The sequence below is a fragment of the Lentzea chajnantorensis genome (assembly GCF_054300775.1).
The window spans coordinates 3,402,848-3,417,140 of the sequence record NZ_JBSDZT010000002.1 but is presented as its reverse complement, the minus strand read 5'-3'; the positions used below and the strand labels follow the sequence as shown (position 1 = coordinate 3,417,140).

Here is a 14,293-nt window from a genome sequence, read left to right as displayed (position 1 = left end):
GCCGTGCGCGTTCACGACGGGACCGAAGTGCTGCGCAGCGGGTTCGGGCAGTCGACGTACCGGCTCGCCGCCCCTTCCGCACGGGTCCACCGCAGCAGCAGGTTCGCCTTCGCCGGCACGACCGGGCTCTCCAGCAGCGACACCAGCTGCGGTGGTGACCCGTGGGCGTCGGCGCAGGCGGCGAACACCGCGCGGGCCTCGGACCAGAGGTCGGCCCCGGGGTGGCGCGCGTGCACCGCCCCGGCGATCTCCACCAGGTGGTTGACGATCAGGCAGTACTGCAGCCGTTCCCACCCCTTCGCCTCGGACACGCCGCGGGCGCCGAGCACGTCACCGTCCACTGCGGACAGCAGCGCGGAGTGCGACGGCAGCAGGCGCATGCCCTCGTGGTCGCGGTAGAACGCCTGCACGGGCACACCGGTCGCGTCCACGCCCACCAGCACGTTCTGCATGTGGCTCTCCATCACCACGCCGTGCGCGAAGAACGCGTGCAGCACCGGGGGCACGACTGCCGCGACGTACGCGCGGAACCAGGCGGCAGGGTCGGTCAGCGCGTCGAGCGGGTTGCCGGGGAAGCCCTCGGCGAGGCCCGCTGCCAGCAGCGGGGTGACGCCGGGGCGGGTGTGGCGGCGGATGCCGTCGCGGACGACCACGGCCAGGCCCTCGAAGTGCGCCGGGGACGTGCGGTAGCCGTGGTCCAGCAGGAAGGCCGTGCCGGGGTGGGTGGCGGCGATGTCGGCGAACACCGGTTTCAGCACGTCGGCCAGGGGTGGGATCCAGTGCAGGTCGTAGGTCCAGAGGCGGCGGACGTCGTTGGTGATCTGGATGTCGAGGCTGAACTTGTAGAACAGGTCGGCCGCCGGGTCGTAGACCGTGCGGACGGAGGAGGTCGGCCAGACCGGTGGGCCGTCGGCCCCCGCGGGCAGGCCCAGCAGGGAGAGCTGCAGGGGGTGGGCCGGGAGGGTGCCGGGTGGCAGGTCCACCTCGCCCGCGTCCACGAAGTCGCCGGTCAGCACGGACAACCGGAACTCCGCGTGGGTCTCCGGTGCGTACGGCAGCCAGGCGGCGGCGGGGAGGGTGCCGCGGCTCTTCGGGGCCGGGTGGTAGCGGTGGCCGGCGACGAGGGCCTGTTCGGAGCGCTGGTAGAGGTCCGAGGGCGGGGTGCCGCGGGCGGCGAGGATCGCGGCGATCGCGGAGTGGGAGGCGGCGATCTCGTCGAGGAAGCCGACGGGGGCGCTGCCGAGCTCCTTCACGACCAGGGCGGCCAGCTCGTGCCAGGTGACGGGGTGCCAGGTACCGGAGTGGAAGCTCGGGGGACGACGGCCAGCGGCCGGTCCGCGCGCGGAGCACGGCGCCGGTGTGCGGGAGGCGGAGGACGAGGTGGTCCGCGGTGGTGGTCACCTCGGCGACCTCGCGGCGCAGGCAGTTCAGCAACGCGGTCGCGGTGATGCCGTCGGGGTCGGAGTTCGCTTCCACCTGTGTTCCCTCTGGCGATGTGTCAGGATCACGTCATTCTCACGCAGACGCAGGTCGAGGCGGAATTCGCCGCCGCTCTGGACGGTGAGCGGGCCGAGCGGTTCCTCACCGGGCTGCCGGGTGCGCGGGAGGCGGTGCTCGCCCGGCTCCTGCGGGCGGTCGCGGTCGAGCCGGTGCCGCCGGTCGAGCGGCTCACCGGGCACCCCGCCGACGTCGTGCGGCAGTGGCCGGGCAGTGAGCGGCTCGCCGGGGAGGTCGCGCACAGCGTGGCGGGGCTGGCGTTGGCGCGGACGGCGAAACCGCTGGCCACGCCGTTCCTGCGGCGGTCGCTGGAGGAGCACGAGCAGAGCGTCGTGGACGGGCACCCGCTGCACCCGTGCTGCCGCAACCGGACCGGGTTCACCGCCGCGGACCACCTCGCGTACGGGCCAGAGCACCGGCCCGTCGTGGCGTTGCGGCTGCACCCGGCCGAGGACCACGTGGTGTTCGGGGACTGGCCGGACGAGCTGCGGGACGGCCGGGCGGTCCTGCTGCCGGTGCACCCGTGGCAGGCCGGACGTAAGGAAGTTCACTCGATCGGAACGCTCGACGCGCACCCGTTGATGGCCCTGCGGACGTTGTCGGCGGGCGACTGGCACGTGAAGACGACGCTGAGCGCGCAGCTCACCTCGGCCGTGCGGGACATCTCGGCGGGCTCGATCGTCACCGCGACCGAGGTGTCGGAGTTCCTGGAGCGCACGGTCGAGGGCATCGAACTGCAGCGCAACCGGGCCGCCGCGGCGGTGCTGGTGGACGGGCAACCCGACCGCGAGCTCGGCGTCATCCTGCGGGACCGGCCGGTGGTGCACGGGGATGAGACGCTGCTGCCGCTTGCCGCGCTCACGGCCCGCCCGGTCGACGGCGGACAGCCGCCGATCCGCGGGCTCGGCGACCCGGTCGAGTGGCTCGCGGAGTTCGCCGCGCTGGCGGTGCCGCCGCTCATGACGTTGCTGGCCAGGGGTGTGGCGCTGGAGGCGCACGAGCAGAACCTGCTGGTCGGGCTCGTGGACGGGCGACCGCGGCGGCTGGTCTACCGCGACCTCGCGGACATCCGGGTCAGCCCCAGGCCGGAGCTGCCGCACCGGCTGCACGCCGACCGGGAGGCGCTGCGCGCCAAGACGTTCGCCACGTTCTTCGCCACCGCGCTGACCGGGCTCGTCGGTGCGCTGGAGGCGCCGGCGGACGAGCTCTGGCGGGTCGTCGCGGACGCCGTCCCGGACACGCCGGACCGGCACGCGTTGCTGCACGACCCGATTCCCGCGAAACCGCTCACGCTGATGCGGCTCGACCCGGCGACGAAGGAGTGGGCGCACCTGCCCAACCCGTTCAGGCGCTGACGAGCAGCGTCTCCCGGTGTTGCCACGCGAGCGCCAGCAGCGCCGCACCCGCCGCCTGCGTCGGTTCGTCGTGGACGAACCGCTCGACGTTCTCGGCGGTGAAGCCGAGACCGGCCAGCACGCGGCCCTCGTCGTTGTGCGCCACCAGGTCCCCGAACAGCTCGTCGAACAGCGCCGCGTCGAACACCGCGACCGTGAGCACGTCCGTCGCGAACGTCAACGGGTCCACGCCCGTTCCGAGGTACCAGACGCGCGCCTCGGCCAGCCGCCGCGCGAACGGCCAGCCGTCGTAGTCGACCGGGCCCGCGTACTCCTCGGGGGCGCCGAGCAGCTCCTCGGCGAACTCGCGGACCATGCAGCGCCACAACGAGAAGTCGTTCACCGGGTCGGTGGCGGCCTGGAACACCCCGACCGGCAGCACCTGGTACAGCCCGCCCGCGTGTCCGACCTTGCGCGGGTCCCGCCAGTGCAGGAAGAACGTCGCCGCGCCGGTGGCCCGGTCGTGCCGGATGGTCAGCGTGCTGATCGCGACGTTCACCGGCCGCCGGGACGGGTCGCACGGGTCGCCGACCGCGGCGCGCAACGGCATCGCGTCGGCGTGCCCGAGCTCGCGCGCCGCGTACTCGTGCGCGCACGCCTCGCCCACGTCGATGCCGTCGAAGTACGACCCGATGCCGAACGTGAGGTGCCGGCCGGTGAAGCCGAGCAGCCGGTAGGTCGGCCGGTTCTCGAACACCGCGGGCGCCGCCAGTGCCGCCATCGCCTCGGAGTAGCTGCGGAAGCCCTCCGGCAGCCCGCCGGCCGTGAGCCGGAACTCGTTGGCCTGCTTGAGCTCCAGCGTGAGATCGTGCAGCGGCACCGGTTGCGCCGGCGTCCAGTGGGCGGCGGTGAGCAGCGGGGTCCCGGCCACCTTCGGCACGTCCGGGTACTCCGCGGCGGCCTTGACCGCGAAAGCGTGCCGGTGTTCGAGCAGGTGGGCGCGGACCGCGAGCCACTGTGCAGGCATGGGCGTGATGGTGTCACGGACGGGGTGGTTCGGTGGAACGGTTGACAGGCGGAGGGATCAACGACGTCTATCGCGTCGGTCAGACGGTGCGCCGCCCGGTCGGTCCGTGGTCGCCGCGCGTGCACGGGCTGCTGCGGCACCTGCGTGAGCGCGGTTTCACCGGCGCGCCGGACTTCCACGGCATCGACGAGGAGGGCCGCGAGGTCCTCACGTTCTTCCCGGGCGAGGTCTGCAACTACCCGCTCTCCCCCGCCGCGCGGTCGGAGGAGGCACTCGTCAGCGCCGCACGGCTGCTGCGGTCCTACCACGACGCCACGGCCGGCTACGACCACCGCACCGGCTGGATGATGCCCGTGCGAGAGCCTGCGGAAGTGGTCTGCCACGGCGACTTCGCGCCCTACAACTGCGTGCTGGACGGCACCACGGCGGTCGCGCTGATCGACTTCGACACCGCGCACCCGGCGCCGCGGCTGTGGGACGTGGCGTACGCGGTGTACCGGTGGGCGCCGCTCACCCACCCGGACAACCACGACGGGTTCGGCACCGCTGCGCGGCAGGCGGCCAGGGCGGCGAGGTTCTGCGACGCCTACGGGCTGGCGGACCGCTCGGGGCTGGTGGCCGCGGTCGCCGAACGGCTCACCGCGCTCGTCGAGCTCATGCACGCGCGGGCGGACGCGGGTGACCGGGCGTTCGCGCGCCACATCGCCGACGGTCACGACCGGTTGTACCTGCGCGACGCCGAGTACGTGCGTACGACGATGCCGGGCATGATCACGGGATGACCGTGTCGACGTCCTGGGACCGCATCGAGGACTGGTGCCGCGCCAACGGTGTCGCGCACGTGCTGAGGCCGCCCGCGACCGCCGCCGCCATCGCGGCCGCCGAGGAGGAGGTCGGGCACCGGTTCCCCGCGGACCTGGTGGAGTCGTGGCTGCGGCACGACGGCACGTCCATGCGGCCGGCGAGCTTCCTGGTGCCGCGGCGGTGGACACCGCTGCCGCTGGACTGGGCGGTCGAGGACTGGCGGCGGCGGACCGGTGAGCTTCGCCCGGCGCCAGGCCGACGAGATCGACGACTTCTCCGATGAGGACGACGAGGACTGGTCCGAGGTCGAGGAGGGCGAGGAGGACCTGTTCTGGGGGTGGAACCCGGCGTGGCTGCCGATCGCGCTCGACGACACGGGCTGCGCCCTCGTCGTGGAGCTGCGGCCGGGTGACCGGTGCGGTGCGGTCGGGCAGCTGGACCCGCAGTCGATCCCGGCGTTCGAGGGCGTCAACACGTACCCGTCGACTGCGGCGCTGCTGGAGCACACCGCGGCCGCGTTGCCCGGCGCGAGGGTCGAGAACGGCGGGATCTTCTGGCACTAGCCACTCGGGCGGCCCGGGACCGATCGGTCCTTTGTGGAGCGAGCCCTACTCGACCGCGCAGGTGCTGCCGTTGAGCGTGAACGCGGCCGGTTCCGGGTTGGCGCCGTGGACGCTGCCGTTGAAACCGAACGACACCGTGCCGCCGGGTGCGATCGCGGCGGTGTAGTCCTCGTTCATCGCGCGAATGGAACCGGTGCCGCGCAACAGCTTCGCCCGCCACATCTGGGTCACGGCCTGGCCGTTGCCGAACGTCCAGCCCACCGTCCAGCCGTTGACCGGGGACGTGCCGGTGTTGCGCAGCGTCACGTCGGCGGTGAACCCACCCTGCCACTCCGCTGTGACCACGTAGCCGACCGAGCACGGCGGGCGCGGTGGTGTCGTGGTGCGGACGGGAGCCGGCGTGGTCGTCACCGGTGTGGGTGCCACCGCCTTGGTCGACCAGGGTGCGTCCATCCCGTCGCACGGCGGACCCCACAGGCCGCGATCCGCCTGTGCCGCCGCCATTTCCGCGTCGGTGTACCTGCCGCCGTCCGCGTCCTGGGCGCGCAGCACGCCCTCGCGCACCGCGAGCAGCGCGTAGTCGGTGCCGTCCTCCAAGGTCAGGCTGGCCTCGCCCGGCGTGATGCTCTTGACCAGCACCGGGCGGGCCAGCAGCGTGGTGCGCGCGAACGCCAGCGCCCGCGGCGCCCAGCACCCGGCGGGCGGTGCCAGCAGGGCGATGCGGAGCCGGGTGCCGTCGGCCAGCTCGACCGTGACCGGGTCCGGCACCGCGCGCACGAGCTGCGGGACGTCCTCCGGCAGCGGCACGTCGGTGACCGGCGCCGGCGACGTCGGCGCGGGGCGGCTGGGGTTCGGCGGCGGGGTCGGCTCGGCGCTGCAGGCAGTCAGCAGCAGCACCGCGAGCAGGACGGCCGGCAGGGGTCTTCTCATCGGGAGGTGGCGGTCCGGTGCTGGTCGGGGAACGGGGTGCGGAGCGGGTGCGCGCCTCATCTTCGCGAGGCGGGGCAACGCCGTCCAGCAACGAACCGATCACGGAACGCCGATCGCGAGCGGCCGGTGTTCGCGTTCACATTCATCTTTCGCCGCAGGGACGCGCGAGCCCCGCCGAGCAGTGTCACGCCGAGATGATCAATCGTTCAACTACTTGTGAGCGATCACATGGAATGCCATGCTGTCGCCCGGTTCGCAGACCGCGCCCGCGTCGGGGAAAGGCCTCTCATGGCACCACAGCACGCCACCGTCCACGAACTGCTGGGACTCCGGGTGAACGGGGTGAACCTGAAGATCGCCACCACCCACCGCACCGGCCGGCTCGCCCCGGTGGTGTTCCTGCACGGGTTCGGTGGCACCAAAGAGGACTACGCGGACGTGGTGCTGCGCCCGGCGTTCCACGACCGGCCGGTCCTCGCCTTCGACGCACCCGGTTGCGGCGCCTCGGAATGCGCCGACCTCGCCGCCGTCGACCTGCCGTTCCTCGCCGACACCACCCGTGCGGTCGCGGACCGGCTGGGTCTGGGCCGGTTCCACCTCGTCGGTCACTCGATGGGCGGCGTGGCCGGTCTGCTGTTCGCCCACCGCCAGCCCGGCCGGGTGCTGAGCTTCGTCAACATGCACGGCAACCTGACGCCGCAGGACTGCTTCCTCAGCCGGCCGGCGACCACCGGGCACCGCGGCGACTTCCTCGCCGCGTTCGCCGACGACGTCCGCCGCACGCCGCACTACGCCGGCGCCCTGTACGCCGCGAGCCTGCCGCACAAGGTCCGCCGCGCCGCCGCGCACGGCCTCCTCTCGTCCATGGTGGAGCTGTCCGACCGGGGTGAGCTGCTGACGCGGTTCCTGTCGCTGCCGTGCCCGAAGATGTTCCTGTACGGCGAGGAGCACGCGGCGCTGCCGTACCTGCCGAAGCTCGACGCGAACGGCGTGCAGCTCGCCGAGATCCCGCACAGCGGCCACCTGCCCGTGTACTCCAACCCGGTCGCGATGTGGCGGCACATCGCCGAGTTCCACCAGCGCGTGGAATCGGGACGGGACGTCCGTTCGCACGCCTAGGCAGGAACCGTCGTGCGGGGGCGTTGTGCGCCACGGCTGCTCCCGTCGGGCGAACGAATTGCCGAACCCGCCCCGGACAGGTCCATCGGCGTGCTATGCACATCGGATGGGGGGAGTCGAGTTCCGGCTGCTCGGGACCGTGACGGCCGGGAGAGGGGACCAGGTCGTCGAGCTCGGGCACGGCCGAAGGCGGTGTGTGCTGGCCGCGTTGCTCGTGGACGCGAACCAGGTGGTGTCGGCGGACCAGCTGCTGGACCGGGCGTGGGGTGACGCCGTGCCGCGGCAGGGGCGCGACACGTTGTACGCCTACCTGTCCCGGCTGCGGCGGGCGTGCCGCGGGCTGGAGGTGGAGATCACCCGGCGCTGCGGCGGGTACGTGCTCGCCGTGGACCCGGAGAACGTCGACCTGCACCGGTTCCACCGGTTGCTGGCGCGGGGGCGGGCCGAGCCGGACCCGGCCGCCCGGCTGGCGGCGTTCGACCGGGCGCTGGGGTTGTGGCGGGGTGCGGCGTTCGCGGGGCTGAGCACGCCGTGGCTCGACGACGTGCGGGAAGGCCTGGCAGCGCACCGGTTCTGCGCCGAGCTGGACCGGGTCGACCTGCGGCTGGAGCTGGGACTGCACGGCGAGCTGGTGACCGGGCTGGCCGCGGCGGTGCGCGAGCACCCGTTGGACGAGCGGCTGACCGGGCAGTTCATGCTGGCGCTGTACCGGTCGGGGCGGCAGGCGGAGGCGCTCGCGGCCTACCAGGGGCTGCGCGACCGGCTGGCCGAGGCGCTCGGTGTCGACCCGGGGCCCGAGGTGCGGCGGCTGCACACGGCGTTGCTGCGGCAGGCGCCCGAGGTGGCGGCACCGGTGGAAGTGGCGGCACGGGCCCAAGCGGTGGCACCGGCCGGAGAGGCGGCACCAGCCGAGGCTGTGGCACCGGACCAAGCGACGGCACCGGCCACGACCGCAGCGTCAGCCGACACGGCGGCACCCGCCGAAGCTGTGGCACCGCCCCGAACGACACCCGCCGAGGCGCGGCCACCGGCGCAGGTGCCCTGCGGTGTCCCGCACTTCGTCGGGCGTGCGGAGGCGTTGCGGGAGCTCGGTCCCGGGCTGTCGGTGGTCGTGGGCACCGGCGGTGTGGGGAAGTCCGCGCTCGTCGTGCACTGGGCGCACCGGCACGGCGGCGACTTCCCCGACGGGCAGCTGTACGTGGACCTGCACGGCTACGGCACCGCGGAGCCGATGGCCCCGTCCACCGCGCTGGAGGGGTTTCTGCGGGCGCTCGGGGTGGAGCGGATCCCGCCCGGCGTGGACGAGCGGGCCGCGCTGTACCGGTCGGCGCTGGCCGGGCGGCGGATGGTGGTGCTGCTGGACAACGCGCGGTCGGCCGAGCAGGTGCGGCCGCTGCTGCCGGGGCGGCCCGGTTGCGCGGTGCTCGTGACCAGCAGGGACGACCTCGCGGGACTGGTGGCCCGCGACGGCGCGCGCCGGATCACGGTGGGGCGGCTCGGTGCGGCCGAGTCGCTGGAGCTGTTGCGGCGGGTGCTCGGGGCGGAGCGGGTGGCCGCGGAGCTGCCGGCGGCGACCGAGCTGGTGCGGCGGTGTGCGGGGCTGCCGCTGGCGTTGCGGGTGGCGGCGGAACGGGCGGCCGGGCTGGCGGACCTGGTGGCGGAGCTGGCGGACCCCGGTGCGCTGGACGTGCCCGGCGACCCGGCCTCCGCGGTGCGCAGCGTGTTCTCGTGGTCCTACCGGGCGTTGCCGGAGCCTGCGGCGCGGCTGTTCCGGCTGCTCGGGTGGCACCCCGGCCCCGACCACGGTGCCGCAGCGGCCGCCGCGCTGGCCGGGGTGGACCTGCCCGCCGCGCACCGGTTGCTGGACGTGCTCAGGACCGCGCACCTGGTCGAGCAGACCGCGCCGGACCGGTTCGCGATGCACGACCTGCTGCGGCTCTACGCCCGGCAGCTCGGCGCGGACCCGGCGGCGGTGCGGCGGCTGGCCGGCTGGTACCTGGGCACCGCCCGTGCCGCCGCCGAGCTGGTGCACCCGGCGGTGCCGCACCTGCCGTGGCCGCCGGTGCGCTCGCCGTTCACCGGCCGCGCCGAGGCGCTGGCGTGGCTGGACACCGAGCGGCACAACCTCCTCGCGCTGGTCCGCACCGGGAGCGGGCCGCTGGTGTGGGAGCTCGCGGACGCGCTGCACGGCTACTTCTCCGTGCGGGAGCACCACGACGACCTGCTCGACACGGCGACCGCGGGGCTGCGGGCGTCCGTTGTGGACGGTGACCTGCGCGCACAGGCCGTGCTGCACCTCGTGGTCGCGACGGCCCGGCTCGGACTGGGCGAGCGCGCGCTCGCCGAGGAGCACTTCGAGCAGGCCCGCCGGCTCGGTGAACGGACCGGCTGGGACGAGGTGCGGGCCACCGCGCTCGGTCACCTCGGCACCCTGCACCGCCACCGCGGCCGGTTGCGCGCCGCCGCCATCTGCCACGCGAGCGCACTGGCCGTGGTCCGCTCGCTCGGCGCGGAGGCGCGCGAGGCCGGGGTGCTCTGCGACCTCGGCGAGGTCTACTACGAGATGGGTCACCTGCGTCTCGCCGAACGCCACTGCCAGCGCGCGGTGGACCTGCACCGCGCGCACGGCTCGCGGATCGGCGAGGCCACCGGGCTCTGCCTGCTCGCCCGGATCGCCTTCGAGCTGGGCGACCTCCCCCGTTCACTCCGGCTCTGCACCACCGTGCTGCGCCTGGACCTCGGCGCACGCGGCCTGGAGGCGGCGGCACTCGCGCAGCTCGCGCTCGCCGACTGCGCTCTGGGTGCGCACGACCGGGCGGAGGTGCACGCGGAGCAGGCGCTCGACCTGGCCCGCGAGACCGGCTGCCTGGCCGCGGAGGCCGACGCCCACAACGCGCTGGGGCTCGTCGACCGCCGGTGGAACCGGTTCGCCCAGGCCGCCGAACGCCACCGCCACGCACTCGACCTCGCGCGCGCCGACGGTCGCCGGCGCGGCGAGGTCGAGTCCCTGGTCGAGCTGAGCGCCGCGGTGGTGGCGCTCGGCTGTCCCGACCCCGGTCTCGCCGCGCAGGCGGTCGCGCTGGCGGCCGAGGCCGGTTTCCGGGTCCTGCACGGGCGCGCGCTCACGGCACTGGCCCAGGCCTGGTCCGCGTGCGGCGCCGTCGACGCGGCGGTGGCCAGCGGCGAGGAGGCCCTGGGGATCCACCTCGGCACCGGCCACCGCCTCGGTCACGCCGCCACCGCGGCGTTGCTGGCCCGGCTCACCCGCGGCTGACCGGGGTCAGCACGCCTCCAGGCTGCCGCGCGACCCGTTGGGGTTCAGGTCGAGCAGCGAGTCGCTGACCCAGCCCTGCACCCCGGTCGTGGTGTCCCGCAGGTACGTCCACGTGGTGTAGGTGATGCCGTTCCTGGTCACCGCGTCGCCGACGGCGTAGCAGTGGTAGTCGACGTTGTGGGAGAGCTGGCCCTGGCCGTCGGACGTGCACGAGGTGTGCGGGCCGCGGCGGATGTTGACGTTGCTGCCGTCGAACAGCTGGCCGGAGCGCGCGTCCTTGTTGCTGTGCGCGTGCCCGGAGCAGGCCATGATGCCGACGCCGGACTGGTCGGTGTCCGCCGCGCCCGTGGTGACCGGCAGCGGCTTCTCGTCAGCGGCGTTCGCCGTCCCCACCAGCGCGAACGACGTCGTGGCCGCGAACAGCGCGACCGCGGCGACTGAAGTGATCTTCACGTTCGTCCCCCCTCAGGGTCGAAGGTTGCTTGCGCCGCACAGCCTGCTCGGCGGGCCGTGCCCAAAACCTTGCGCAAAACCTTGACCCCGGTTCAGCCCGACTGGTCCGTTCGGCCGATCAGCGACGACCGTTGATCGGAGCCGAACGACCTGTCGGCGCAGCCGCCGTCCCCACTTCATGATCACCCGGCAAGAGTTTGACGGGTGGCCAAGACCTACAGTTACGCCGACGCCGTCCGGCTCCTCGGCACGAAGGAGAGCGCGCTCGTCGACGCGCTCGACCGGCTGGTGGGCCTGGCCCTGCTGAGCGGGGTCGCGGGCGGGGTGACCGAGCTGCTGGGCTGGTTCGACGCGAAGACCGACTTCGTCCGGTTGAGCAGGGAACTGCTGGTCAAGGCGGGTGCGCGGCGCTCGGGCCTGAGCCGGCACAGCCAGACGGAACGGCTGCACGCCGCCCACACCGTGATCGTCGTGGTGGCGTTGTTCGAAGCGTTCGAGCAGGTCGAGCTGCCGTTCCGGTTCGCGGAGCTGGGCCTGCACAAGGACGAGCAGCACACGCTCGTCGGGCTCAGCAGCGTCTTCGACGGCGACGGCGTGCTCCCGAGCGCGAGCCGGCCGTTCGCCCAGAACCTGCGGACGATCGAGGACCAGTACCGGCGCGCGTGCCGCGACCTGCTGAAGCTGCTGGAGGGCACGGCGGTCTGGGCGCGGCTGACGGGTGAGCAGCGCGTCCGGGTCACCCGGCTGCTGTCCGATCTGCACCTGACCGCACTGCAGCGGTACCAGGAGCTGGTCCGCAAGCTCGGCGCCGAGTACCCGGAGCTGGCGTTCTGGTTGCACGCCGACCACGACGCGCACGTCTCCGCCGGCCTCGCCCGGCTGGAGGAGGCGCTGGTCCGCACCAGGGTCGGTGCCGCGCCCGACGACCGCCGCACGGCGCTGGCCGCCCGCTACCGGGCGGTGCTGGACCGGCCGATCATCGACCCCGGCCAGGTGCCGACCGGTCTGGAGATCCCGCTGACCCGCACCGCCTACATCGACCCCGACTACCAGGTCGTCGCCATGACCGAGGACGCCCACCCGGCCGAGTCCGGCTGGTGGCGCGACCAGCCGCCGCGCTCCGACCTCTACCGGTACCTGGTCGGCCACCTGACCTCGCCGAAGGCCGTGACCCACCCGCTGGTGGTGCTGGGCGACCCCGGTTCTGGCAAGTCGCTGCTGACGAAGGTGCTCGCCGCGCGGCTGCCCGCCGCGGACTTCCTGACCGTGCGGGTGGAGCTGCGGGCCACGGCGGCGGAGGCGGACCTGCGCCGGCAGATCGACCAGGGCCTGGGCCTCGCGCTGCACGAGGACGTGAGCTTCACGGCCATGGCGCGCGCGGCCGGTGACGCGCTGCCCGTGGTGCTGCTCGACGGGTTCGACGAGCTGCTGCAGGCGACCGGCGTGACGCAGACCGACTTCCTGGACCGGGTGCAGACCTTCCAGCGGGACTGCGCCGACGCGGGACAGCCGGTCGCGTTCGTCGTGACCAGCCGGATCAGCGTCGCGGGCGGCATGCGGATCCCGCTCGACACCGACGTGCTGCGGCTGGTCCCGTTCAGCGACGCCAACGTCGAGGCGTGGCTGGAGGTGTGGAACGGCTCCAACGCCGGCTACTTCGCCGCGAACGGGCTGGTCCCGTTGCCCGCCAAGGCCGTGCTCGACCACCACGACCTCGCCGAGCAGCCGCTCCTGCTGCTGATGCTCGCGTTGTACGACGCCGTCGGCAACGCGCTGCAGCGGCACCGGGACAGCCTCGGCAAGGTCGACCTGTACGAGGAGCTGCTGCGCCGCTTCGCCCGCCGCGAGGTGGACAAGGGCCACGACACCGCCGCCCCCGACGAGGACCCGGTGGAGGTGGAGCTGGAGAAGCTGTCCGTGGTGGCGTTCGCGATGTTCCAGCGCGGCACCAAGTGGGTGGCGGGCAACGCGATCGACGAGGACATGACGGCGTTGCTGCACCCCGGTGTGCCGCAGCCCAGGCACGGCATCCGCCGGCCGCTGAGCGAGGGCGACCGGGTGGTCGGGCGGTTCTTCTTCGTGCAGTGCGCAATGGCGATCCGCGACGAGCACCGCCTGCACACCTACGAGTTCCTGCACGCGACGTTCGGCGAGTTCCTGGTCGCGCGGTTCACCTGGACGGTGCTGAACGACCTGCGCGAGCGCGAGTCGGCCGGGCGGCGGATCACCGGTGCCCAGCCCGACGACAGCATGCTGTGGGCGCTGCTGTCGTTCGCGCCGCTGACCTCCAGCAACCCGGTGATCGAGTTCCTGGTGGAGATGGCCGGTGCCGCCCGCTACCGCGAGGAGCTGAAAGCACTGGTGCAGCGGCTGTTCTCGCTCTCGCGGATGCGCAGGCCGCGGTCGCTGGAGTCCTACCTGCCGGTGCCGCGGCAGGAACCGGCGCGGTACGCCATCTACAGCCTGAACCTGGTGCTGCTGCACGTCGTGCTCGCGCGGGTGTGCGGGTCGCGCGAGCTCGGCGTGCGGAACTGGTCGAAGCTCGCGGGGCTGTGGAAGGCGGAGCTGACCGACGCGGAGTGGCGCACCCTGATCGAGTCGGTCTACGTGCGGTGGGACGACCCGCTGCACGTGACGCTGGCGATCGGCACGGCGCTGCCGACCTCGGTCGAGCTGGACGGCCTGGCGCGGCGGGTGTCGCTGCGCGAGGCGGCGCTCGACGCCCGGTTCACCGGCGACCCGGCGGCCAACGAGTTCAAGCACGCCTTCGAGGCGCTGCCGGACGTGCGGTTCGACGTCGACTACGCGCGGGCGCTGGTGCAGCTGGCCGCCTCACCGGTGGCGCCGGGCGAGCGGGCGTGGCACTACCTGTGCTGGGCCGACCGCTTCCCCGACCTGGTGCTCGACTGCCTGCGCCGCGACCTCACCGTGAGCGCGGAGACGCTGGGCAGGCTCGCCAAGACCGGGTTGAGCGCGAGCAGCGGGTTCGTGGCGCAGCTGTGGGACCGGGTCGGCCGCGGCGGGCCCGACGACGAGCTGCTGGGGGTGTTCGACGAGGTGCGGTCCGCGGTGACGCCGGGCAGCTACGAGGTGCCGATGCTGGACGCGCTGCTGCGGCTGCACGAGGGCGGGCGGGAGGACTGCGCGCCGCGGCTGCGCGAGCTGTTCGGCTCGGTGGACTTCGCGGCGGTCGGGCAGGTGCGGCCGGACCTGGTGTACCGGGCGGGCACGGTCGCGAACGAGCTGGGCCTGTTCGGCTGAGCGGGCACGCCACGACGACCGGGCCGCCTCG

Annotated in this window: 11 protein-coding genes; 7 read left to right on the top strand and 4 right to left on the bottom strand. The window is 73.7% G+C overall.

Annotated elements, in window-relative coordinates:
* Positions 1 to 11 precede the first annotated feature (11 nt).
* Positions 12 to 1,253, bottom strand: coding sequence for an IucA/IucC family C-terminal-domain containing protein (locus ACVDFE_RS17500; RefSeq protein WP_458431084.1), 1,242 nt, complete (start codon positions 1,251 to 1,253; stop codon positions 12 to 14).
* Between the two features lie 240 nt (positions 1,254 to 1,493).
* On the opposite strand from ACVDFE_RS17500, the gene ACVDFE_RS17495 reads away from it, so the two are divergent.
* Positions 1,494 to 2,852, top strand: a complete 1,359-nt coding sequence (locus ACVDFE_RS17495; protein WP_458431083.1) for an IucA/IucC family protein — start codon at positions 1,494 to 1,496, stop codon at positions 2,850 to 2,852.
* Here the strand turns inward: ACVDFE_RS17495 and ACVDFE_RS17490 are convergent.
* Positions 2,842 to 3,858, bottom strand: a complete 1,017-nt coding sequence (locus ACVDFE_RS17490; protein WP_458431081.1) for a hypothetical protein — start codon at positions 3,856 to 3,858, stop codon at positions 2,842 to 2,844. The two genes, ACVDFE_RS17495 and ACVDFE_RS17490, sit on opposite strands and share 11 nt — an antisense overlap.
* A 32-nt stretch (positions 3,859 to 3,890) precedes the next feature.
* Between ACVDFE_RS17490 and ACVDFE_RS17485 the strand changes: the two genes are divergently transcribed.
* Genes ACVDFE_RS17485 through ACVDFE_RS17475 form a run of 3 tightly spaced genes read left to right on the top strand, consistent with a single transcriptional unit; the run spans position 3,891 to position 5,225 of the window.
* Complete coding sequence (locus tag ACVDFE_RS17485) at positions 3,891 to 4,640, top strand: phosphotransferase (RefSeq protein ID WP_458431080.1); 750 nt, start codon at positions 3,891 to 3,893, stop codon at positions 4,638 to 4,640.
* Positions 4,637 to 4,945 (top strand): SMI1/KNR4 family protein, encoded by a 309-nt coding sequence (locus ACVDFE_RS17480; RefSeq protein WP_458431079.1) that lies wholly within the window; start codon positions 4,637 to 4,639, stop codon positions 4,943 to 4,945. The genes ACVDFE_RS17485 and ACVDFE_RS17480 overlap by 4 nt, the downstream gene beginning before the upstream one ends.
* Positions 4,896 to 5,225: a hypothetical protein gene (locus ACVDFE_RS17475; protein ID WP_458431078.1), complete on the top strand. Its 330-nt coding sequence runs from the start codon at positions 4,896 to 4,898 to the stop codon at positions 5,223 to 5,225. Before ACVDFE_RS17480 ends, ACVDFE_RS17475 begins: the two co-directional genes overlap by 50 nt.
* A 45-nt stretch (positions 5,226 to 5,270) precedes the next feature.
* On the opposite strand, the gene ACVDFE_RS17470 is transcribed toward ACVDFE_RS17475, so the two are convergent.
* Positions 5,271 to 6,155: a cellulose binding domain-containing protein gene (locus tag ACVDFE_RS17470; protein ID WP_458431077.1), complete on the bottom strand. Its 885-nt coding sequence runs from the start codon at positions 6,153 to 6,155 to the stop codon at positions 5,271 to 5,273.
* Positions 6,156 to 6,443: 288 nt separating this feature from the next.
* On the opposite strand from ACVDFE_RS17470, the gene ACVDFE_RS17465 reads away from it, so the two are divergent.
* Both ACVDFE_RS17465 and ACVDFE_RS17460 read left to right on the top strand, forming a co-directional pair.
* Positions 6,444 to 7,274 (top strand): alpha/beta fold hydrolase, encoded by an 831-nt coding sequence (locus tag ACVDFE_RS17465; protein ID WP_360391969.1) that lies wholly within the window; start codon positions 6,444 to 6,446, stop codon positions 7,272 to 7,274.
* Between the two features lie 106 nt (positions 7,275 to 7,380).
* Positions 7,381 to 10,548, top strand: coding sequence for an AfsR/SARP family transcriptional regulator (locus tag ACVDFE_RS17460; protein WP_458431076.1), 3,168 nt, complete (start codon positions 7,381 to 7,383; stop codon positions 10,546 to 10,548).
* Between the two features lie 6 nt (positions 10,549 to 10,554).
* Here the strand turns inward: ACVDFE_RS17460 and ACVDFE_RS17455 are convergent, their stop codons facing one another.
* Entirely contained in the window at positions 10,555 to 11,001 is a 447-nt protein-coding gene (locus ACVDFE_RS17455) for a hypothetical protein (protein ID WP_360391973.1), read from the bottom strand.
* 204 nt (positions 11,002 to 11,205) lie between these two features.
* Between ACVDFE_RS17455 and ACVDFE_RS17450 the strand changes: the two genes are divergently transcribed.
* A complete protein-coding gene (locus ACVDFE_RS17450) occupies positions 11,206 to 14,262 on the top strand; it encodes an NACHT domain-containing protein (RefSeq protein ID WP_458431075.1) in 3,057 nt (1,018 codons plus the stop codon).
* Positions 14,263 to 14,293 lie beyond the last annotated feature (31 nt).